21 protein-coding genes are annotated in these 19,715 nt (G+C 70.8%); 15 read left to right on the top strand and 6 right to left on the bottom strand.

What is annotated here, in order from left to right; genetic code table 11:
- Positions 1-603 (top strand): GNAT family N-acetyltransferase, encoded by a 603-nt coding sequence (locus SLNSH_RS12835; RefSeq protein WP_106337395.1) that lies wholly within the window; start codon positions 1-3, stop codon positions 601-603.
- 135 nt (positions 604-738) lie between these two features.
- The gene (locus SLNSH_RS12830; RefSeq protein ID WP_106337394.1) at positions 739-3,621 is read left to right on the top strand and encodes an EAL domain-containing protein; all 2,883 of its coding nucleotides are present in this window, start codon (positions 739-741) and stop codon (positions 3,619-3,621) included.
- Positions 3,622-3,717: 96 nt separating this feature from the next.
- Here the strand turns inward: SLNSH_RS12830 and SLNSH_RS25710 are convergent, their stop codons facing one another.
- The 3 genes from SLNSH_RS25710 to SLNSH_RS12820 are packed head-to-tail and all read right to left on the bottom strand — an operon-like array spanning position 3,718 to position 4,779.
- The gene (locus SLNSH_RS25710; RefSeq protein ID WP_158266752.1) at positions 3,718-3,918 is read right to left on the bottom strand and encodes a type II toxin-antitoxin system RelE/ParE family toxin; all 201 of its coding nucleotides are present in this window, start codon (positions 3,916-3,918) and stop codon (positions 3,718-3,720) included.
- Positions 3,915-4,103: a hypothetical protein gene (locus SLNSH_RS12825; RefSeq protein WP_106337393.1), complete on the bottom strand. Its 189-nt coding sequence runs from the start codon at positions 4,101-4,103 to the stop codon at positions 3,915-3,917. Before SLNSH_RS12825 ends, SLNSH_RS25710 begins: the two co-directional genes overlap by 4 nt.
- A gap of 55 nt (positions 4,104-4,158) precedes the next feature.
- Complete coding sequence (locus SLNSH_RS12820; protein WP_106337392.1) at positions 4,159-4,779, bottom strand: YqgE/AlgH family protein; 621 nt, start codon at positions 4,777-4,779, stop codon at positions 4,159-4,161.
- A 141-nt stretch (positions 4,780-4,920) separates the two neighbouring features.
- On the opposite strand from SLNSH_RS12820, the gene SLNSH_RS12815 reads away from it, so the two are divergent.
- Positions 4,921-5,775, top strand: coding sequence for a protein-disulfide reductase DsbD domain-containing protein (locus SLNSH_RS12815; RefSeq protein ID WP_158266751.1), 855 nt, complete (start codon positions 4,921-4,923; stop codon positions 5,773-5,775).
- 97 nt (positions 5,776-5,872) lie between these two features.
- A complete protein-coding gene (locus SLNSH_RS12810) occupies positions 5,873-6,358 on the top strand; it encodes a peroxiredoxin (protein ID WP_106337390.1) in 486 nt (161 codons plus the stop codon).
- 103 nt (positions 6,359-6,461) lie between these two features.
- On the opposite strand, the gene xseA is transcribed toward SLNSH_RS12810, so the two are convergent.
- On the bottom strand, positions 6,462-8,033 hold the full coding sequence (xseA, locus tag SLNSH_RS12805) for an exodeoxyribonuclease VII large subunit (protein WP_106337389.1): 1,572 nt from the start codon (positions 8,031-8,033) through the stop codon (positions 6,462-6,464).
- Positions 8,034-8,298: 265 nt separating this feature from the next.
- On the opposite strand from xseA, the gene purD reads away from it, so the two are divergent.
- From purD to rnhA, 6 genes are all read left to right on the top strand, one after another.
- Complete coding sequence (purD, locus tag SLNSH_RS12800) at positions 8,299-9,564, top strand: phosphoribosylamine--glycine ligase (RefSeq protein WP_106337388.1); 1,266 nt, start codon at positions 8,299-8,301, stop codon at positions 9,562-9,564.
- A 27-nt stretch (positions 9,565-9,591) separates the two neighbouring features.
- Positions 9,592-10,497, top strand: coding sequence for an alpha/beta fold hydrolase (locus SLNSH_RS12795; RefSeq protein WP_106337387.1), 906 nt, complete (start codon positions 9,592-9,594; stop codon positions 10,495-10,497).
- A gap of 135 nt (positions 10,498-10,632) precedes the next feature.
- On the top strand, positions 10,633-11,823 hold the full coding sequence (locus tag SLNSH_RS12790; protein WP_106337386.1) for a benzoate/H(+) symporter BenE family transporter: 1,191 nt from the start codon (positions 10,633-10,635) through the stop codon (positions 11,821-11,823).
- A gap of 147 nt (positions 11,824-11,970) precedes the next feature.
- Entirely contained in the window at positions 11,971-12,963 is a 993-nt protein-coding gene (ispH, locus tag SLNSH_RS12785; protein WP_106337385.1) for a 4-hydroxy-3-methylbut-2-enyl diphosphate reductase, read from the top strand.
- Between the two features lie 4 nt (positions 12,964-12,967).
- A complete protein-coding gene (locus SLNSH_RS12780; RefSeq protein ID WP_106337384.1) occupies positions 12,968-13,933 on the top strand; it encodes a homoserine kinase in 966 nt (321 codons plus the stop codon).
- Positions 13,930-14,409: a ribonuclease HI gene (gene rnhA, locus SLNSH_RS12775; RefSeq protein ID WP_106337383.1), complete on the top strand. Its 480-nt coding sequence runs from the start codon at positions 13,930-13,932 to the stop codon at positions 14,407-14,409. Before SLNSH_RS12780 ends, rnhA begins: the two co-directional genes overlap by 4 nt.
- 129 nt (positions 14,410-14,538) lie before the next feature.
- Here rnhA and SLNSH_RS12770 read toward each other — a convergent pair whose 3' ends face one another.
- A complete protein-coding gene (locus SLNSH_RS12770; RefSeq protein WP_106337382.1) occupies positions 14,539-15,048 on the bottom strand; it encodes a DUF6101 family protein in 510 nt (169 codons plus the stop codon).
- Positions 15,049-15,268: 220 nt separating this feature from the next.
- Here SLNSH_RS12770 and SLNSH_RS12765 point away from each other — a divergent pair, with 220 nt between their 5' ends.
- The 5 genes from SLNSH_RS12765 to lpxK all read left to right on the top strand — a co-directional run bounded on the left by SLNSH_RS12765 (position 15,269) and on the right by lpxK (position 19,485).
- Positions 15,269-16,120, top strand: a complete 852-nt coding sequence (locus SLNSH_RS12765; protein ID WP_106337381.1) for a 3'(2'),5'-bisphosphate nucleotidase CysQ — start codon at positions 15,269-15,271, stop codon at positions 16,118-16,120.
- A 64-nt stretch (positions 16,121-16,184) separates the two neighbouring features.
- A complete protein-coding gene (locus SLNSH_RS12760; RefSeq protein ID WP_106337380.1) occupies positions 16,185-16,439 on the top strand; it encodes a DUF4170 domain-containing protein in 255 nt (84 codons plus the stop codon).
- Between the two features lie 24 nt (positions 16,440-16,463).
- Entirely contained in the window at positions 16,464-17,189 is a 726-nt protein-coding gene (locus tag SLNSH_RS12755) for a lysophospholipid acyltransferase family protein (RefSeq protein WP_106337379.1), read from the top strand.
- Entirely contained in the window at positions 17,186-18,475 is a 1,290-nt protein-coding gene (locus SLNSH_RS12750; protein ID WP_106337378.1) for a 3-deoxy-D-manno-octulosonic acid transferase, read from the top strand. Before SLNSH_RS12755 ends, SLNSH_RS12750 begins: the two co-directional genes overlap by 4 nt.
- Positions 18,475-19,485: a tetraacyldisaccharide 4'-kinase gene (lpxK, locus tag SLNSH_RS12745; RefSeq protein WP_106337377.1), complete on the top strand. Its 1,011-nt coding sequence runs from the start codon at positions 18,475-18,477 to the stop codon at positions 19,483-19,485. The genes SLNSH_RS12750 and lpxK overlap by 1 nt, the downstream gene beginning before the upstream one ends.
- Here the strand turns inward: lpxK and SLNSH_RS12740 are convergent.
- Positions 19,469-19,690, bottom strand: a complete 222-nt coding sequence (locus tag SLNSH_RS12740; protein ID WP_106337455.1) for a DUF2093 domain-containing protein — start codon at positions 19,688-19,690, stop codon at positions 19,469-19,471. The two genes, lpxK and SLNSH_RS12740, sit on opposite strands and share 17 nt — an antisense overlap.
- Positions 19,691-19,715 lie beyond the last annotated feature (25 nt).

Below are 19,715 nucleotides of genomic sequence, written 5' to 3'. Positions count from 1 at the left end.
ATGGCGTTCTTCCGCCTGCCCATCGCCGCCGAAGAGCCGCCAAGCGTCCGCGGCCAAGGCCTGCTGCTGCGCACGCCGCGGCTGGAGGATTTCGACGCCTGGTCGGCCCTGCGCGAAGCGAGCCGCGAATTCCTGAAGCCCTGGGAGCCGATCTGGCCGGCGGACGACCTGACCCGGTCCGCCTATCGGCGGCGGCTGAAGCGCTACGCGCGCGAGATCGAGGAGGACGCGGCGTACCCGTTCTTCCTGTTCCGGGAGCGCGACGGCGCGCTGCTGGGCGGGCTCACGCTCGGCATGGTGCGGCGGGGCGTCTCGCAGGCGGCGACGCTGGGCTACTGGATGGGCCAGGCGTTCGCCGGCCGAGGCTACATGACGGCCGGCGTGCGGCTCGCGGCGCACTACGCCTTCGACACGCTGCGACTGCGTCGGATCGAAGCGGCCTGCGTGCCCTACAACCTCCCATCCATGAAGCTGCTCGAGCGGGTCGGCTTCCAGCGCGAGGGCTACGCGCGCCAGTATCTCTGCATCGACGGGTTGTGGCAGGACCATCTCCTTTACGCCTTGTTGCGCAGCGACTTCGCGCCCGACACACCCTCGCCTTGAATCCTCGGCAGAACGCGCCCGCATTGCTCCTGATGGGGCAAGCCCGCCTTGCCCTCCACCCCAGCCAAGGCTACCACTGCTGACGCTTCGAAGCGGGCTGCGCGAGCAGCCGGCCGATTCCCCAGGGTCCTGTCTTTGCGTCTTTTCCGGCTCATCCTCGCTGTCGTCGGGTTGGCCCTCGCGCTGGCGGCCGTCCCCCAGGAGGCGTTCGCGCTCGACCCTGTCTCCGTGCGCTCGGGCAGCGCGGCGATCGACCTGCTGCCCTTCGTGGAGCGCTCGCGCTCCGACAGCGACCTGATCCAGATCTCCACCGCGCCCGGGGCTGACGGCATCGTCCGGCGCATCGCCATCAAGGCGAAGGAGGCCGGCACGCGGCCGGACTGGATCGTCTTCGCGCTCAAGAACGACACCAACGAGCAGCTCACCCGCTGGCTCGTCGCGCCGCATTTCCGGCTGGTGAACTCGGGCGTGGTCGCGCCGGACCTCGGAGCCACGCGCATCACGGCGGTCACGGCCTCCCAGGGCGAGAGCCCGGACCGCGAGGACAACGCCGAGGCCGACATCTTCGAGATCGTGCTCGATCCCGGCTCCACGGTGACCTACATCGCCGAGCTCGCGAACCCGCGGCTGCCGCAGCTCTACCTGTGGAATCCGGACGACTACAAGGAGAAGGCCAACGGCCTGACGCTATACCGCGGCATCGTGATCGGCATCGCGGGGCTCCTGGCGCTGTTCCTCACCATCGTGTTCGTGGTGAAGGGCGCGGTGATCTTCCCCGCCGCGGCGGCGCTGGCCTGGGCGGTGCTGGCCTATATCTGCATTGACTTCGGCTTCTGGCAGAAGATCGTGCCGACCACGCCGCAGGGCGAGCAGGTCTATCGCGCCGCCGCGGAGGCGGTGCTGGCGGCGACGCTGCTGGTGTTCCTGTTCGCCTATCTCAATCTCAACCGCTGGCACGTGCGCTACAGCCACGTGACGGCGGGCTGGCTGGTGTTCCTCACCGCCCTGATCGGGCTCGCCGTGTTCGACCCCGTGATGGCGGCCGGCGTGGCGCGGATCTCCATCGCGGCCGTGGCGGCGGTGGGCTTCCTGCTGGTGGTGTATCTCTCCACGCACCACTACGACCGCGCCGTGATGCTGGCGCCCACGTGGTTCCTGCTTCTGGTCTGGGTGATTGCGACGGCCTTCGCGGTCTCCGGCACGCTGACCAACGACTTCGTGTCGCCTGCCCTCCTGGGCGGCCTCGTGCTCATCGTGATGCTGATCGGCTTCACGGTGATGCAGCACGCGTTCGCCGGCGGAGCGCTGGCGCAGGGCCTGGTCAGCGACGCCGAGCGCAAGGCGCTGGCGCTGGCGGGCTCCGGCGACACCGTGTTCGACTGGGACGTCACCGCCGACCGGGTCTTCGTGAGCCCCGAAGTCGAGGCGCATCTCGGGCTCAAGCGCGGCACGCTGGAAGGACCGGCGGCTAACTGGCTCGAGGTGATGCACCCCTTCGACCGGGACCGGTTCCGCGCCACCCTGGACGCGGTTCTGGAGCAGCGGCGCGGGCGCGTGTCCCTCGATTTCCGGCTGAAGACCGCCGATGGCCACTACTACTGGTATGCGCTGAAGGCGCGGCCCGTCGTCGGCTCCGACGGCGAGGTGGTGCGGGTGGTCGGCACGCTGGGCGACGTCACCGAGATCAAGACCGCCGAGGAGCGTATCCTGCACGACGCCGTGCACGACAACCTCACCGGCCTGCCCAATCGCCGCCTGTTCCTCGACCGCCTCGACGCGGCGCTCACGCTGGGGCGGTCCGACGAGGACGTGCGCCCGACCGTGATCGTGCTCGATCTCGACCGGTTCAAGCAGATCAACGAGTCTGTCGGCCTTCCGGCCGGCGACTCGATCCTGCTCGCCATCGCACGCCGCCTCGGCCGCCTGCTCAAGCCGCAGGACACGCTGGCGCGCGTCACCGGCGACCAGTTCGGCCTGCTGCTGCTCTCCGAGCGCGAGCCCGAGCGTATCACCATGCTGGCCGACACCATTCGGCGCGTGATCACGACGCCCGTGGTGTTCGGCGACCGCGAAATTTTTCTCACGGCCTCGACCGGGATCGTCCTGCCAGACCCCAGCGCGCAGTCGCGCGGGGAGGACGTGCTGCGCTCGGCCGAGATCGCCATGATGCACGCCAAGCGTCTCGGCGGCGACCGCATCGAGGTGTTCCGCCCCGCCATGCGGGCGCAGCGCACCGACCGGCTGGCGCTGGAGATGGACCTGCGCCGGGCGCTCGAACGCAACGAGATCAAGATCCTGTTCCAGCCCATCGTCCGGCTGGAGGACCGCACGGTCGCGGGCTTCGAGGCGCTGATGCGCTGGGATCATCCGAAGCACGGGCGGCTGGCGCCGAGCGAGTTCATCGGCATCGCCGAGGAAAGCGGGCTCATCATCGAGCTCGGCGTGTTCGCCATGGATCGCACGGCCCAGGAGCTCGCAGCCTGGCAGCGGGCGCTTGAGGTGGACCCGCCGATCTTCGCCAGCGTCAACGTGTCCAGCCGGCAACTGCTGCGCCACGACCTGCTGCAGGACGTGAAGATGGTGCTGTCGCGCTACCCGGTTCAGCGCGGGACGCTGAAGCTCGAGATCACCGAAAGCCTGGTGATGGAGAACCCGGAATACGCCACCCAGATCCTGACCCGCATCGCCGACCTGGGCGCCGGGCTTGCCCTGGATGACTTCGGCACGGGCTATTCCTCGCTCAGCTATCTGCAGCGCTTCCCCTTCGACACCATCAAGATCGACCGCTCCTTCGTAAAGCCGGACGGCAAGGGGACGCGCCCGGTCATCCTGCGCTCCATCGTCACGCTCGCGCATGACCTCGGCATGGAAGTGGTGGCGGAGGGAGCGGAGTCCGAGTCGGACGCAGTGGAGCTGTCCCAAATCGGCTGCGAATACGCCCAGGGCTACGCCTTTGGCCCACCCATGACGGCGCTGGAAGCGCGCAAGCTGGTGGGAGCCGCGACGGAAGCGGCCTGAAGCGCTTGCCTCAAGACCACCGAGGTCGCTCCCGGGCGCCGTAGTAGACGGCGAGGGTGTCGATGGTTCCCCGCGCGAGGTCGAGCCGGTAGACGATCACATCTGACGAGATAGAACGACGAGTTCCCGTGTCATGCGGTGGCCAGTGCGGCCAGCCTGAGGCCAAGCCCAGAGTCGTTCCGCTGATGCCCGGATGCGTGAAATGATTTCACGCGCACTGGTTGCGTTGCGGTCTGCGATGTAGCGTTTGATGTCCCGCGGCTGGCGAGTGGCTTTGTATGTAAACCGAAGCTTCACTCGAGAAGATCGCGCCAGAGGCGCTCAACTTCTTCGCCCGTCGCAAATTCGAGCCGCCCCTCGTCCAGCTCCCGGAGCATCTGGCGAACTTCGGCGATCTGCTCGGCCGACAGAAGAGTCAGCGGCTCCTTGTCCGCACGGCTCTCAATCTTTTCGGTCGCGACACAGGTTCGCGATTGCGGCATGCAAGCCCTGCAGTGGGCTGATGCTGAAGGTGTCAAAGCTCGCCGGAAGAGTCGCCTACGCGTGTCCCGCCTCAGTGGACAGCATCGCGGGGTCGATGCCGATCTTGCGCAGGGCGCGGTCGTACTTTGTCTCGAAGCTCAGGTCGAAGAGCAGTTCCGGGTCGGCCTCGCAGTGGAGCCAGCCGTTCTCGTTGATCTCCGTCTCGAGCTGGCCCGCGCCCCAGCCGGCGTAGCCCAGGGCCAGGATGGCGTCGCGGGGGCCGCCGCCCGTGGCGATGGCGCGCAGGATGTCCACGGTCGCGGTCAGGCAGATGCCGTCGTCGATCGGCAGGGTCGACTTGTCGATGAAGAAATCGGACGAGTGGAGCACGAAGCCGCGGCCGGTCTCCACCGGACCGCCCTTGAGCACGCGGAACCGCTCGGCCCGCTCGGGCAGCTTGATGCCGCTGTCGCTGGAGATGATCTCGAGTTGCTCCAGCAGATGGGGGAATTCGATGTTGGGCGCCGGCTGGTTGATCACCAGTCCCATCGCCCCCTCGGGAGAGTGGGCGCAGACGTAGATCACGCTTCGGGCGAAGCGCTCATCGGGCATCCCCGGCATCGCGATCAGAAGTTGTCCGTCCAGGAAGCCGCGGGAAGTCATCGCGACGGAATTCTCGATGGTTTCAAGAAACATGATCGTATGCCCTTTCGCCGTGGAAGCCAACGCGGGCGCGCCAGCGACGTTCCCCCTGCGGCTGCGCGACCCGGGCATTCCATGCGCGGTTTCACTCCATCGTGGCTTTGCGGTGCGATGGCGCTCTGGCATGACACGGGAATGACTCCGTTTCCCCGTTCCGCCCTTGCCGCTTGTGCGGCCCTCGTTCTCGCAAGCGCCTCCCAGGCCGCCCCTCCGGGCGTCTCGGAATGGTCTTCCGGCCTTCACGCGTCTGTCCGGCTCGTCGACGGTGGCCCAGGCGCCGAGGGGACGCGGAAGGCCGGAATCGAGATCCGGCTGGATCCTCACTTCAAGACGTATTGGCGCACACCGGGCGATTCGGGCCTGCCGCCCAGCTTCGACTGGTCCGCCTCCGACAACGTGAAGTCCGTCGATGTGCTGTGGCCGGCGCCGGAGCGCTTCCAGGACCCGGCGGGGTTCAGCCTCGGCTACAAGGGCCAGGTCGTCCTACCACTCCGGGTCACCACCACGGAGCACGGCAAGCCGGCCACCCTCCTTCTCAAACTGGACTACGCGGTGTGCGAGCAGATCTGCATTCCCGTTCACGGCGAGGCTGCCCTGCCGCTTGGGGGCCCGCTGGCGCCGTTCGCCGACTTGGTCGCGGAGGCCGAGAAACGGGTTCCGACCCCGGCGGCCATGGGGGAAGGCGCCCCGCCCGTCCTCGCCGCGGTGCGACAGGACGGTGACGCGCTTCGTGTCACCGCGGCGCTTGAGCCCGGCGCCCCGACTGACCTCTTCGTGGAGGGCGACAACGCCGATTGGATCTTCGGCGCCCCGGCCGTGCTTTCGGATCAAACGGCGGGCGGCGTCCGGCGTGTGGAGATGAGGATCCCGGTCGACAGCCGACCGCCGGATGCGAAACTCGCCGGGCAGGCGCTCACCCTGACGCTGAAGAACGGCGACAAGGCCGTAGAGGTTCGGACTCGCCTCGACGCAGAGGTCAAGCCGCACTAAGTCTAGGACGTCATGACGCAGGGCGGCGGCCCCCGACCGCTCGCCCGCGCCAGCGCAAAGCCCGGGCCCGTCCCGAGACCCCTAGGAGAATCCTTCGATGAGCATCGCAGTTGGCGATACCCTGCCCCAGGCCACCTTCCGCGTCATGACCGAGAACGGGCCGGCCGCGAAAACCACCGATGACATCTTCAAGGGCCGCAAGGTGGTGCTGTTCGCCGTGCCCGGCGCCTTCACGCCTACATGCCACCGGAACCACCTTCCCGGCTTCCTGGAGAAGGCGGACGAGATCAAGGCCAAGGGCGTTGACGCCATCGCGGTGACCGGCGTCAACGACGTCTTCGTCATGGACGCCTGGGCCAAGTCCACCGGCGCCAATGGCAAGATCGAGTTCCTCTCCGACGGCAACGGCGACTTCGCCAAGGCGCTCGGCCTCGCCCTCGACGGCTCCGGCTTCGGCCTCGGCACCCGCTCGCAGCGCTATTCCATGCTGGTCGATGACGGCGTGGTGCGGTCGCTGAACGTGGAGGACACGCCTTCCAAGGCCGACGTGTCCGGTGCGGAGAACCTGCTGAAGCAGCTCTGAGCTAATAGCCGTCATCGCGAGCGCAGCGAAGCGACCCAGGAGAAGGGACCTCGCCCGCCTGGGTCGCTTCGTCGCTGCGCTCCTCGCGATGACGGAGAGGACGTCAGCCCCCGAACAACGTCCCCTGCCCAACGGGCTCGGGAGCCTTCGGCCTGGCGGGCCTCGGCCGCGGGCCCTCGCCGGTGACGGCCTTCACCTTGCCGTCCGCGAACTCGATCTCCACCGTGGTTCCGAGCGCCACGTGGGCGGCTTCGCGCACGAGGTGGCCGTCCGGCCCGTGCACCAGGGCGTAGCCGCGCTCCAGCACGCGCCTGTAGTTGTAGCTTTCGAGCAGCTGGTTGAAGCGCCCGAGCATTTCGGCCCGGCGCTGCACCCCGGCAGCCACGGCGCGCTGCGGCCGGTCGTCGATTCGCTCCAGCCGCTCGCGACGCTTGCCGATCAGCACCAGCATGGCCCGGTCGCGCCGCTCCCCGAGGGCGGCCAGGCGCTCGCGGCGCTGCGCGATGCGTTGCCGCTCGGCCCGCAGGTTGGCCGCCTGGGCGGCCGCGAGCCGCTTCTCCAGACCGTCGAGCTTGGCGCGCATGCCGGCGAGCCTCGCCTGCGGCGACAGCCGCGCGAGCCGCCGGGAGGCCTCGGCCAGCCGCGCCTCGTGCTTGCGCGAGTTCACCACGAGCGCGTGGGCGAGCTTGCCGCCCGCGAGGTCGAGCCGCTGGCGCGGCGTGGCCAACAGATCCTCCGGCCCCGGCAGCGCGCGGGCGGCCGAACGCAGGTCCGCCCTGCGACGGTCGAGATGACGCATGAGGGCGCCGAGCACGCGGCGGCCGAGGTCGCCGACGCTCGCCATCAGTTCGGAACGGACCGGCACGGCCATCTCGGCCGCGCCGGTGGGCGTGGGAGCGCGCCGGTCCGCCGCGTAGTCGATCAGGGTCCAGTCGGTCTCGTGGCCCACGGCCGAGATCAGCGGGATGCCGCTGTCGGCCGCGGCGCGCACCACCTGCTCGTCGTTGAAGCCCCAGAGGTCCTCGATCGAGCCGCCGCCCCGGGCGACGATGAGCAGGTCCGGTCGCGGAATGGGTCCGCCCTCGGGCAGGGCGTTGAAGCCCCGGATGGCGGCCGTCACCTCCGCGGCGCAGGTGTCGCCCTGCACGCGCACCGGCCACACCAGCACGTGGCGCGGAAAGCGGTCCGACAGCCGATGGAGGATGTCGCGGATCACCGCGCCCGTGGGCGAGGTCACCACGCCGATCACGGCCGGCAGGTAGGGCAGCAGCTGCTTGCGGGCCTCGTCGAACAGACCTTCGGCGGCGAGCCGCTTCTTGCGCTCCTCGATCTGCGCCAGCAGGGCGCCGACGCCCGCGGGCTCCAGCGTCTCGATGATGAGCTGGTACTTGGACTGCCCCGGGAAGGTCGTGATCTTGCCCGTGGCGATCACCTCCATGCCCATTTCGGGCCGGAACCGCATCTTGCTCGCCGCGCCGCGCCAGATCACGCCGGCAAGGCAGGCCCGGTCGTCCTTGAGGTCCAGGTAGACGTGCCCGCTGCCGTGCACGGTGACCTTGCCGAGCTCGGCGCGCACCCGCACGTGGCCGTAGGCGTCCTCCAGCGTGCGCCGCAGGGCGCCCGACAGCTCGCTGACCGACCACTCGGGGACGTTGGAGACGGGTTCGTCGAACATGCCGGCACCATAGTGGGCGAATCGGCCGGGTGGTAGGGCCGGCGCTCATCCGGCTTCCGCGCCCCCGCCACGTGCTCCAGCCGTCATTGCGAGCGCAGCGAAGCAATCCAGGGCCGCGCCTCGATCGACCGCATATTGCGTCTTCGCGGCCTTGGATGCTTCGTCGCTGCGCTCCTCGCAATGACGGAGGGGCACGAGCGCCCCGTTCCCCTTCCGCCTCGCATGTTCTAAAGCACGGCCACGTTCTGACGCGGCGGAGGCCACCATGAAGATCCTGCTCATCGGCTCGGGCGGGCGCGAGCACGCGCTGGCGTGGAAGCTCGTCCAGAGCCCCCGCTGCGAGAAGCTGTTCATCGCGCCTGGCAACCCCGGCATCGCGCAGTGTGGCGAGAACGTCGCCGTGGACGTGACCGACCACAAGGCGGTCGTGGATTTCTGCCGCCTGATGGGCGTCGACTTCGTGGTGGTCGGCCCGGAGGCGCCGCTGGTGGCCGGGCTGGTGGACGACCTCGCGACGGCGGGAATCAAGGCGTTCGGGCCGGGCAAGGTGGCCGCCCAGCTCGAGGGCTCGAAGAGCTACACCAAGGAGCTGTGCCGGGAAGCCGGCATCCCCACCGCCGCCTTCGCGCGCTTCACGCAGCCGGGGCCGGCGAAGGACTACATCCGCGGCCAGGGCGCGCCTATCGTGGTGAAGGCGGACGGGCTGGCGGCCGGCAAGGGCGTGGTGGTGGCCGTGACCGTGGCGGAGGCCGAGGCTGCCGTCGACATGATGTTCTCGGGCGGCCTCGGGGCCGCCGGCGAGGAGGTGGTGGTGGAGGAGTGCCTGGTCGGCGAGGAGGCGAGCTTCTTCGCCCTCGTGGATGGCGAGCGCGCCGTGCCGCTGGCCTCCGCCCAGGACCACAAGCGCGTGGGCGACGGCGACACGGGACCCAACACGGGCGGCATGGGGGCCTATTCGCCCGCCCCGGTGGTGACCGAGGAGGTCGCCACCCGGGTGATGCGCGAGATTATCGAGCCCACCGTGGCGGCCATGAAGCGGCGCGGCGCGCCGTTCCGGGGCGTGCTGTTCGCTGGTCTGATGATCACGGCCGAGGGGCCGAAGCTGATCGAGTACAACTGCCGCTTCGGCGATCCCGAGTGCGAGGTGCTGATGCCGCGCCTCGAGGGCGACCTCGTGGACCTGCTGCTCGCGACCGCCGAAGGCCGCCTGGACCAGGTAAGCCTCGGCTGGCGCCCCGAGGCGGCCCTCACGGTGGTGATGGCGGCCAGCGGCTACCCCGGCAAGCCCGAGACGGGCACGCCCATCCGGGGCGTCGAGGCTGCGGAGGCGCTGGAGGGCGTCACCGTGTTCCACGCCGGCACGAAGGCGCAGCCGGACGGGACGCTGGTGGCCAATGGCGGCCGGGTGCTGGCCGTCACGGCCTTGGGGGCCACGGTGGCGGAGGCGCAGAAGCGCGCCTACGAGGGCGTGGCGCGCATCGATTGGCCGGGCGGCTTCTGCCGCAAGGACATCGGCTGGCGGGCGGTGTAGGCTCGCGGCCCAACCCGGAGCGCACCGATGTCCGACCTCGCCGACCTCTTCCCCGGCTTCGCCTCCAAGTGGATCGACACGGAGGCCGGCAAGATCTTCGCCCGAGTCGGCGGCGAGGGCCCGCCGCTGATGCTGCTGCACGGCTTCCCGCAGACGCATGTGATGTGGCGCCGCCTCGCGCCCGCCCTGGCCGAGCGCTTCACCGTGGTGGCCATGGACCTGCGCGGCTACGGCTGGTCCACGGCGCCGCGCGGCGACGGCGGCCTCGAGGTGTACTCAAAGCGCGCCATGGGGCGGGACGTCGTGGCCGTCATGGAGCAACTCGGCCATGTGCGCTTCGCGCTGGTCGGCCACGACCGCGGCGCCCGGGTCGGCTACCGGCTGGCCCTGGACGAGCCCGGCCGGGTGGAGCGGCTCGCTCTGCTCGACATCATGCCCACCCTGCTGATGTGGGAGCGCATGGACGCCAAGCGCGCCATGCAGGTGTACCACTGGACCTTCCTGGCCCAGCCGGAGCCCCTGCCCGAGAAGGTCATCGGCGGCGATCCCATCCACTGGCTCGAGCACACCCTGGCGAGTTGGACCAAGGCCAAGTCGCTCGCTCCCTTCGACGCGGGGGCGCTCGCCCACTACCGCGCCTTCTTCAACAACCCGGACCGCATCCACGCCTGCTGCGAGGACTACAGGGCCGGCGCCACCACCGACCTCGCCCAGGACCGGGCGGACCGCGACGCGGGCAAAACCATCGCCTGCCCCACGGCGGTGATCTGGGGATCGGCCGGCATCCCGGCGGCGGGCTCCAGCCCGCTCGACACGTGGCATGAGACCTTCGCCCCGCAGGCGACCGGCCAGGCGGTGGACAGCGGCCACTTCGTCGCCGAGGAAAACCCGCAGTCGACGCTCGACGCGCTGCTGCCGTTCCTCACCGCCTGAACAACGGCTTCGACCCAGGGCTCGGCGCCTGGCGCTCCTGGTCCCCTCCCGGCCTGCTGCGCAGGCCGCCGGGGATGACGCGGCGAGGCGGGTGAGATAGGGAGCGTAGCCCCACCTGCTGCCCGGAGACTCCCCTTGCGCCTGTCCGTCGTGATCTCGGCCGTGGTCGCGGCCCTGGTGGGGTTCGGCGGCACGCTGGCCATCATCGTGCAGGCCGCGCAGGCGGCCGGGGCGGACGCGGCGCAGACGTCCTCCTGGGTCACGGGCCTGTGCCTGGCCATGGCGGCGACCAGCACGATCCTGAGCGTCCGGCACCGGATGCCGATCATCACCGCCTGGTCGACGCCGGGCGCGGCGCTGATCGCGGCCTCGACGGCGCCGGTCGGCATGGAGGCCGCCGTGGGCGCCTTCGTGCTGGCAGGCGCCCTGATCCTGGTGGCGGCGGCGTTCCGGCCCCTCGGCGACCTCATCGGCCGCATCCCCACCGCCGTCGCGGCCGCCATGCTGGCCGGGGTGCTCATCCGCTTCGTGCTGGCCGTGTTCGAGAGCGCGGGGCACGCGCCGGCGCTGGTGTGGCCGCTCGTCGGCCTGTTCCTGGTCGCGCGCCTCTTGAACCCGTCCTGGGCCGTGCTGGCGGTGCTCGCCGCCGGCGGGGCGCTCGCGGCGGCGCTCGGACTGACCGGCCCCATGCCGGCGCATCTGGGCCTGACCACCGTCACCCTCATCCCGCCGCGCTTCGAGCCGGCCGTCCTCATCGGGCTCGGCCTGCCGCTGTTCCTGGTGACCATGGCCTCCCAGAACCTGCCGGGATTCGCCGTGCTGCAGGCCGCCGGCTACCAGCCTCCGGCGCGCTCGATCCTGTCGCTCACTGGGCTCGCTTCCGTGCTCACCGCCTTCCTGGGCGCGCACACCAGCAACCTCGCGGCGATCACGGCCGCCATCTGCACCGGGCCGGACACGCACCCGGACCCGCACAAGCGCTGGATGACGGGGCCGTTCTACGGCCTCACCTACCTGGTGTTCGCCGCCTTCGGGGCCTCCCTGGTCGCGATCTTCGCCGCCCTGCCGGGCGACCTGGTGAAGACGGTCGCCGGCCTCGCCCTGGTCGGGCCGCTCACCGGCGCGCTCGCCGGCGCCCTGGCGGACGAGAAGCGCCGCTTCGCGGCCGTGCTCACCCTGGTGGTGACGGCCTCGGGCTATTCCGCCTTCAGCATCGGCTCCGCCTTCTGGGGCCTCGCCGCCGGCCTCCTGGCGCTCGGCCTCGACAAGGCTGTGCAGGCCTGGCGAGGACGCCAGGCCATGCCGTCCCCGTCATTGCGAGCGTAGCGAAGCAATCCAGAGCCGCGGGCCTATCCCGTCGAGACTGGCGCCCTGCCGCGCCTGGATTGCTTCGTCGCTGCGCTCCTCGCAAGGACGGGAGAGGCTCTGGCATCACGCCTTGACCTCGCCCCGCCGCGCCCCCACAAGGACGGCATGGCCGACGCTTCCCTTTCCGTGACCCCAAGCCCCGACAAGCCGCCCCTGACCGTGCTGCTGTGCGCCCCGCGCGGGTTCTGCGCCGGGGTCGTGCGGGCCATCGACGCGGTGGAGCAGGCGCTGCGGCTCTACGGGCCGCCGGTCTATGTGCGGCACGAAATCGTGCACAACAAATACGTGGTCGAGGGCCTGCGCCGGAAGGGCGCTGTCTTCGTGGACGAGCTCGCCGAGATCCCGGACACGACCGCCCCGGTGGTCTTCTCCGCCCACGGGGTTCCGAAGTCCGTTCCGGCCGAGGCGGCCGAGCGCCGGTTTTTCGCCGTGGACGCCACATGCCCTCTCGTCACCAAGGTTCATCGCGAGGCCGAGGTCCACTGGAAGAAGGGCCGCACCGTGGTGCTGGTCGGCCATTCCGGCCACCCCGAGGTGGTCGGCACCATGGGCCAGTTGCCGCAAGGCGCCGTGCTGCTGGTGGAGACCGTGGCGGACGTGGCGACGCTCGCGCCGCCCGATCCGCAGACGCTGGCCTATGTCACCCAGACCACGCTCTCCGTGGACGACACCCGCGAGATCGTGGACGCCCTGCGCGCCCGCTTCCCGGCCATCGTCGCCCCGCACAAGGAAGACATCTGCTACGCCACCACCAACCGGCAGGAGGCCGTGAAGGTCGTGGCCCCGAAGGTGGACGCCATGATCGTGGTGGGCTCGCCCAACTCGTCCAACTCGCAGCGCCTGAAGGAAGTGGCCGAGCGGGCTGGCTGCCCGGTGTCGCGCCTGGTGCTGAGGGCCGAGGACATCGACTGGTCGCTGTTCGGCGCCATCCGGGCGCTCGGCGTCACCGCCGGCGCATCGGCGCCCGAGGTGCTGGTCGAGGAGATCATCGACGCCTTCGCCGAGCGCTACGCCGTGACGGTCGAGACCGTCTCCACCGCCGACGAGAGCGTCTTCTTCCCCCTGCCGCGCGAATTGCGCGGCGCAGCCGCGGAGTAGGCCGGTGGCCGTCTACACCGACGTCTCCGACGAGGAGCTTTCCGCTTTCGTCGCCCGCTACGACATTGGCGGCCTGCTGGCCGCCAAGGGCATCGCGGAGGGCGTGGAGAACTCCAACTACCTGCTCCACACGGAGAAGGCCTTCTTTATCCTCACGCTCTACGAGAAGCGGGTGAAGGAGGAGGACCTCCCCTTCTTCATCGGCCTCATGCAGCATCTCGCGGCCGGCGGGCTCAACTGCCCGGTGCCGGTGCGCAATCGCGAGGGCGAGGCTCTGGGACGGCTCGCCGGCCGGCCGGCCTGCATCGTGACCTTCCTGGACGGCATGGGCGTGCGCCGCCCCGGGGTCGGCCACTGCCACGCGGTCGGCGAAGCCCTGGCGCGCCTCCACCTCGCCGGGGCCGACTTCCCCATGCGGCGCGTCAACGCCCTTTCGGTGCAGGGCTGGCGGCCGCTGTTCGAGCAGGCGCAGGACCGGGCGGACACGGTCACCCCCGGCCTGCGCGAGCACACCGCCAATGCGCTCGCCGCGCTCGAGCGCGACTGGCCGACCGGGCTGCCCGACGGCGTCATTCACGCCGACCTGTTTCCGGACAACGTGTTCTTCCTGGGCCAAACCCTGTCGGGCCTCATCGACTTCTACTTCGCCTGCACGGACGCCCTGGCGTACGACCTCGCGGTCTGCCTGAACGCCTGGTGCTTCGAGGCGGACGGCTCCTACAACCTCACCAAGGGTCAGGCCATGATCACGGGCTACGAGCGCGTGCGCCGGCTGGAGCCGCGCGAGGTCGAGGCCCTCCCCATCCTGTGCCGCGGCGCGGCGCTGCGCTTCATGCTGACCCGGCTGGTGGACTGGCTCAACGTGCCCCCTGGGGCGCTCGTGCGCCCCAAGGACCCGCTCGAATACTACCGCAAGCTCCGCTTCCACGAGCGCGCCGCGAGCGCGGCCGACTACGGGAGGGCCGCGTGACGGCGCAGAACGTCCAGGCCGACAAGGTCACGATCTACACGGACGGCGCCTGCAGCGGGAATCCTGGCCCGGGCGGCTGGGGCGCCCTGCTCGTCTCTGGCGACCACAAGAAGATCATGAAGGGCGGCGAGCCGCTCACCACCAACAACCGCATGGAGCTGATGGCCGCCATCATGGCGCTGGAAGCCTTGAAGCGCCCCTGCGTGGTCGATCTCTACACGGATAGCCAGTACGTCCGGCAGGGCGTCACGTCCTGGATCTACGGCTGGAAAAAGAACGGCTGGAAGACGGCCGACAAGAAGCCCGTGAAGAACGCAGAGCTGTGGCAGCAGCTCGACGCGGCCCGGGCGAAGCACACCGTCCAGTTCCACTGGGTGAAGGGCCACGCCGGCCATACGGAAAACGAGATGGTCGACGGCCTCGCCCGCGAGGGCATGGCGCCTTTCCTCGGCAAGAAGCGCAGCGCCGCCGGCTAGCGCCGCAGCCCCGCCTCGCTTTCCACGCCAGTCCTTGCGAGGAGAGCAGCGACGAAGCAATCCAGGAGAGATCGGCGTCCGCCCCTGGATCGCTTCGCTGCGCTCGCGATGACGGCGTAAGCGCCGGCGTCAGGGCCTTTCGACGAACTCCCGCTTGCTCAGCACCACGGGGCGCTCGGGCAGGCAAGTGGTCTTGCGGCGCTGGAGGAAGCGGGGGCGGCGGCGGCTGATGGTGGCCGTGCGGCGGCGGTAGCGGAAGGGGCCCATCATGACGGCCCCGCAGTTCTGGTAGGGCTGGAGGATCTCGCCGTCCTGGCGCTGGACCATCAGAGGCAGCCCGAGTTCGATGGCGGTGCGGCGCCAATGAGCCACCACGGCGGCGTCGTCCTGGGCGGCGGCGAGCACCTGAGGGGTGCGGCCGTCGGAGTAAACCAGGCTGATGTCGTAGAAGTCGCCGGGCACCTCGCTCTGGGACAGGAGCACCCCGCGCGCCTGCGCCGCAACCGTACGGCGGGCTGCGGTGGGCCCAGTCTGCAGCATGGCGCCGAGCGGACCCACGATCACCGCCCCGTGGCGGGCTGCGGCCGCGAGCCGCTGTGCGCGGCCCGCGGCGCCGGCCAGCTCCTGAAACCTGTTCATCGACGTCTCCCAAGACGTTGGCGGCCCGTTTGTTTTTGGGTCCGCTCACTTGCCTGCGAGGATGCCGGCAGCCATCTGGGAATCGCTTAAAGGGCGTGGTTAACGCGGTGATCCAAACGGGTTAACGCGCGTTTTCCTTGAGCATCCATTACCTGAACCGCGGCTTGCCGCATCGCAGCAACGGGGCTAGAAGACCCTCGCCCCCCAGACCGGATGATCCATGGCCCACGAGCCGAGCTCCATTCCGCTAGGCGCGCTGGACGCCGCCCGCGACGCCGCCATCGAGGCCGGGCGCATCGCGCTGGGCTATTTCCGCCATGGCGGGAAGACCTCGGCCGGCGTGAGCTACAAGGAGGGTGGCTCCCCTGTCACCGAAGCAGACCTCGCGGTGGACCGCTTCCTGAAGAAGCGGCTGACCGACATCGCCCCGGCCTTCGGATGGCTCTCGGAAGAGACTGCGGACAACGCCGCACGCCTGCGCCGACGGCATGTCTGGGTGGTCGACCCCATCGACGGCACGCGCTCCTTCGCGCGGGGCGACAAGGACTGGACGGTCGCGCTCGGGCTGGTGGAGGACGGGGCGCCGGTCGCGGGCTTCGTCTACGCTCCTGTCCAGGACGTCATGTACGAGGCCCTGCCCGGCGGTCCGGCCCTGCGAAACGGCATGGAGATCCGGGCCACCGGGCACGCTACGGTCGAACGCGCCCGCATCGCCGGGCCCGGGCCGATCCTCGACGCCATGCAGGCGGCCAGGACGCCGTTCCAGCGCATGCCGCGCATCCACTCGCTGGCCTACCGGCTGGTGCATGTCGCCGAGGGGTCCGTTGACGGCGCGCTGGCCAGCGGCCGCGCCCACGACTGGGACCTCGCCGCCGCCCACGCCATCGTGGCCGCGTCCGGGGCCGTGGTGCAGACCACGTCCGGCCAACCACCTGCCTACAACCGACCCTCCACGGTTCACGAACCCATCGTGGCGGCCTCCGGCGCGCTTGCGGCCGACCTGGCCCGGATGCTGGCCGCCGGACCGGTCGCCCGCGCGGCCGGCCACAAGGACGCCATCGCAGGGCTATAGCCGCTCCCGAGACCCCCGCCCCCTCGCCACCCGCAACTGCTCCGTATCGCCGAGGACGCCCATCATGACCGAAACGCCCGCCAAGCAGCTCCCGCATCTCGTGTTCGGCGGGGAACTCGTCTCCCTGGAAGGAACCGAGTTCCGGGATCTCTCCAAGCTCGACATCGTCGGCGTTTTCCCGAACTATGCGTCGGCTCACGCGGCCTGGAAGGCCAAGGCGCAGTCCACGGTCGACAATGCCCACATGCGCTACTTCATCGTGCACCTGCACCGGCTGCTCGATCCGACCAGCGGCTCCGGCGAGGCCGCGGCGCGCTGAGGCGCGCTTCCCCCGCATGCGCCCATGTTGAACAGGATCGGACGTTCGCGCGCCGTCCAGACAGCCGTTGGACGGCTTCTGGCGGGGTATCTGCGGCTGGTGGGCCGCACCAATCGGTTCGACGTGGACCCGCCGGACCTGTTCGAGCGGCTCGACGCGGAGGCGCCGTTCATCTGCGCCCTGTGGCATGGGCAGCATTTCATGATCCCGCTCGGCAAGCGTCCGCAGGACCGCTACGCCGTGCTGATCTCGCGCCATGGCGACGGCGGCATCAACGCCGCCGCCTGCGAGGCCTTCGGGATCCGGCCGATTCGGGGCTCGGGCGGCAAGCCCTCCAAGATGCACAAGCGCGGCGGGGTCCATGGGCTGCGCGAGATGCTGCGCGCCCTGGAGGCGGGCGACAACGTCACGCTCACCGCGGACATCCCCAAGAAGGCCCGGATCGCGGGGCTGGGCATCATCACGCTGGCCCGCATGTCCGGCCGGCCCATCCTGCCCGCGGCCGTGGTCACCAGCCGGCGCATGACCCTCTCCAACTGGGACCGGACGTCGATCGGGTTGCCGTTCGGGCGCGGGGTCGTGGCCGTGGGCGAGCCCATCCGCGTCGCGCGCGACGCGGGCGAGGCGGACATGGAGGCGGCGCGCGCGGCGCTCGAGCGCGAGCTCGACCGGGTGCACGCACGCGCGTACGCGCGCGTAGGCGGCGCGGACCCGGGCGCGGCCCTGCGGCCGCGGGAGCGCGCCGCATGAGCGCGCGTCCGCTGTCGCTGCGCGCCTACGCGCTGGGCACGCGCCTGTTCGGGCCGTTCGCGCGCGTGCTCCTGCAGCAGCGCGCGCGCCGGGGCAAGGAGGAGCGCACGCGCATCGGCGAGCGCCGGGGCGAGCCCAGCCTCGGGCGTCCGCCCGGGCGCCTCGCCTGGCTGCACGGCGCGAGCGTGGGCGAGACCCTGTCCATGCTCCCGCTCGTGGAGCGCCTGGCCCAGCGCGGGCTCAACGTGCTCGTGACCTCGGGCACGGTCACGTCCGCGCGCCTGCTCGACCGGCGCCTGCCCCCGGGCGCGTTCCACCAGTTCGTGCCCCTGGACGTGCCCGCCTATGTGCGGCGCTTCCTCGACCACTGGGCGCCCGACCTGGTGCTCGTGGCCGAGTCGGAGCTCTGGCCCAACATGCTCGTGGAGGTTGACGAGCGCGGCATCCCGCTCGTGCTGGTGAACGCCCGCATGTCCGAGCGCAGCTTCCGGCGCTGGCAGCGCTTCGGCGGCATGATCGAGGCCGTGCTGTCGCGCATCGACCTGTGCCTGGCCCAGACGCCCGCGGACGCGGACCGGCTCGCCCGCCTGGGCGCGCCGCGGGTCGGGGTGGCCGGCAACCTGAAGTTCGACACGCCGCCGCCCCCGGCCGACCCGCTGCGCGTTTCGGCGCTCAGCGGCCTCGTGGCGGGCCGGCCGCTGTGGGTCGCCGCCTCCACCCATCCGGGCGAGGAGGAGATCGCCGCCGCGGTCCACCGCGCCATCGCGCCCCATTTCCCGGGCCTGCTCACCATCGTGGCGCCCCGCCACATCGTGCGGGGCGACGAAATCGCCGAGATCGCCGGCGACTTCGAGCTGCGCGCCGCCCAGCGCTCGAAGGGGCTGGAGCCGGACAGCGGCGTGGAATTCTACGTCGCCGACACCATGGGCGAACTGGGGCTCTTCTACCGGGTAGCCCCGGTGGTGTTCGTGGGCAAGTCCCTGGTGGGCGACGGCGGCCAGAACCCGATCGAGCCCGCGAAGCTGGGCGCGGCGATCCTGCACGGCCCCCACGTCCAGAATTTCGCCGACGTCTACGCCGCCCTGGACCGCGACGGCGGCTCCCTGGCGATTCCCGACGCCCAGCAGCTCGCGAACACGCTGATGCGCCTCCTCGGCGACGGCCAGCGCCTGCGGCGCATGGCCCGCGCGGCCGCAGCCACCGTCGATTCCTTCGGGGGGGCCGTGGAGCGCACCATGGCGGCCGTCGAGCCCTATCTCATGCAGATGCACCTGGAGGCGCGCTGATGCGGGCTCCCGCCTTCTGGCGGACCCGCGGGCTCCCCGCTCGGCTGCTTGCGCCCCTAGGGGCGATCTACGGCGCGGTGACGGCCCGGCGCATGCGCCGGGAGGGGGTCCGCGCGGAAGCGCCCGTGGTCTGCATCGGCAATTTCACAGCCGGAGGCGCCGGCAAGACGCCGACCGCGCTGGCCCTCGCGGACGCGCTCGCGGCCCAGGGGCGGCGCCCCGCCTTCCTGTCGCGGGGCTACGGCGGCGCAATCCGCGAGCCGACCCGGGTGGACCTCAACCGGCACCGGGCGGACATGACCGGCGACGAACCGCTTCTGCTGGCCCGGCGGGCCCCGACGGTGGTGTCTCCCGACCGGGTGGAGGGGGCCCGACTGGCTGCCGCCCTGGGCGACGTCGTGGTGATGGACGACGGGCTGCAGAACTCGTCGCTGGCCAAGGATCTTCGCCTGGCGGTTGTCGACGGCGGCTTCGGAGTGGGCAATGGCCTGTGCCTTCCGGCAGGCCCACTGAGGGCTCCGCTGGAGACCCAGTTGGACGCCGTGGATGCGGTGGTCGTGGTCGGCCCCGGCGCGCCGGGAGCGGAGGTGGGCCGGCTTGCCGCTTCGCGGGGCCTTCCCGTGCTGCAGGCCGACATCGCGCCCGACTCGCGCACGGTCGCGGCGCTCAGGCGCGGCAAGGTCCTGGCCTTCGCGGGCATCGGCCGTCCGGAGAAGATGTTCGAGACATTGCGGGCCGCAGGCGTGCTCGTGGCCGAGGAGATGGCCTTTCCGGACCACCACCCCTTCACCCGGGCCGAGGTGGCCTCCCTGCTGGCGCGGGCGCGCCGCAAGGGGCTCAGGCCCGTCACCACGACCAAGGATTGGGTCAGGGTGTCCGGCCTCCTCGCGCCTGGCGAGGAGCATGACATCGTGGCGCTGCCGGTGACGCTCGAGTTTCGCGACCCCGCCGCGCTCGGAAGGCTCCTGGCCGAGCGGCTTAGGCGGCCGGCGCTCAGGCCTTCCGCGTGACGCCCAGCCGCTCCAGCGCCGCCTCGCGGGTGGCGTAGGCTTCCTGCAGGTCCACGTTCCAGTATTTCAGCTCGTCGAGCGGGATGGGCTGCTTCGTCACGGCGCAGCGCACGAAGGCGCCCGGCTTGACCACGCGGAAGTCCCCGTCGAGGAACTCCACCACCGCCTCGCCCTGGATGGGGCCGCGACGTTCGAAACGGTTCAGCACAGGCATCACTCCTACTCGACTT

This window comes from Alsobacter soli, assembly GCF_003004785.1.
In the GTDB taxonomy this organism is placed as follows: domain Bacteria; phylum Pseudomonadota; class Alphaproteobacteria; order Rhizobiales; family Beijerinckiaceae; genus Alsobacter; species Alsobacter soli.
Note: the sequence above shows the minus strand (reverse complement) of the source record. Positions and strands in the feature narration are given on the sequence as shown.

Bases quoted from the DNA above. Each gene is read 5' to 3' on its own strand.
- SLNSH_RS12760 (WP_106337380.1), top strand. From the start codon at position 16,185: ATGACCGAAACGCCCGCCAAGCAGCTCCCGCATCTCGTGTTCGGCGGG.
- SLNSH_RS12770 (WP_106337382.1), bottom strand. From the start codon at position 15,048: ATGAACAGGTTTCAGGAGCTGGCCGGCGCCGCGGGCCGCGCACAGCGG.
- SLNSH_RS12810 (WP_106337390.1), top strand. From the start codon at position 5,873: ATGAGCATCGCAGTTGGCGATACCCTGCCCCAGGCCACCTTCCGCGTC.
- SLNSH_RS12765 (WP_106337381.1), top strand. From the start codon at position 15,269: ATGGCCCACGAGCCGAGCTCCATTCCGCTAGGCGCGCTGGACGCCGCC.
- ispH (WP_106337385.1), top strand. From the start codon at position 11,971: ATGGCCGACGCTTCCCTTTCCGTGACCCCAAGCCCCGACAAGCCGCCC.
- SLNSH_RS12815 (WP_158266751.1), top strand. From the start codon at position 4,921: ATGACTCCGTTTCCCCGTTCCGCCCTTGCCGCTTGTGCGGCCCTCGTT.
- SLNSH_RS12835 (WP_106337395.1), top strand. From the start codon at position 1: ATGGCGTTCTTCCGCCTGCCCATCGCCGCCGAAGAGCCGCCAAGCGTC.
- lpxK (WP_106337377.1), top strand. From the start codon at position 18,475: ATGCGGGCTCCCGCCTTCTGGCGGACCCGCGGGCTCCCCGCTCGGCTG.
- xseA (WP_106337389.1), bottom strand. From the start codon at position 8,033: ATGTTCGACGAACCCGTCTCCAACGTCCCCGAGTGGTCGGTCAGCGAG.
- SLNSH_RS12755 (WP_106337379.1), top strand. From the start codon at position 16,464: ATGTTGAACAGGATCGGACGTTCGCGCGCCGTCCAGACAGCCGTTGGA.
- SLNSH_RS12825 (WP_106337393.1), bottom strand. From the start codon at position 4,103: ATGCCGCAATCGCGAACCTGTGTCGCGACCGAAAAGATTGAGAGCCGT.
- SLNSH_RS12750 (WP_106337378.1), top strand. From the start codon at position 17,186: ATGAGCGCGCGTCCGCTGTCGCTGCGCGCCTACGCGCTGGGCACGCGC.
- purD (WP_106337388.1), top strand. From the start codon at position 8,299: ATGAAGATCCTGCTCATCGGCTCGGGCGGGCGCGAGCACGCGCTGGCG.
- SLNSH_RS12795 (WP_106337387.1), top strand. From the start codon at position 9,592: ATGTCCGACCTCGCCGACCTCTTCCCCGGCTTCGCCTCCAAGTGGATC.
- SLNSH_RS12820 (WP_106337392.1), bottom strand. From the start codon at position 4,779: ATGTTTCTTGAAACCATCGAGAATTCCGTCGCGATGACTTCCCGCGGC.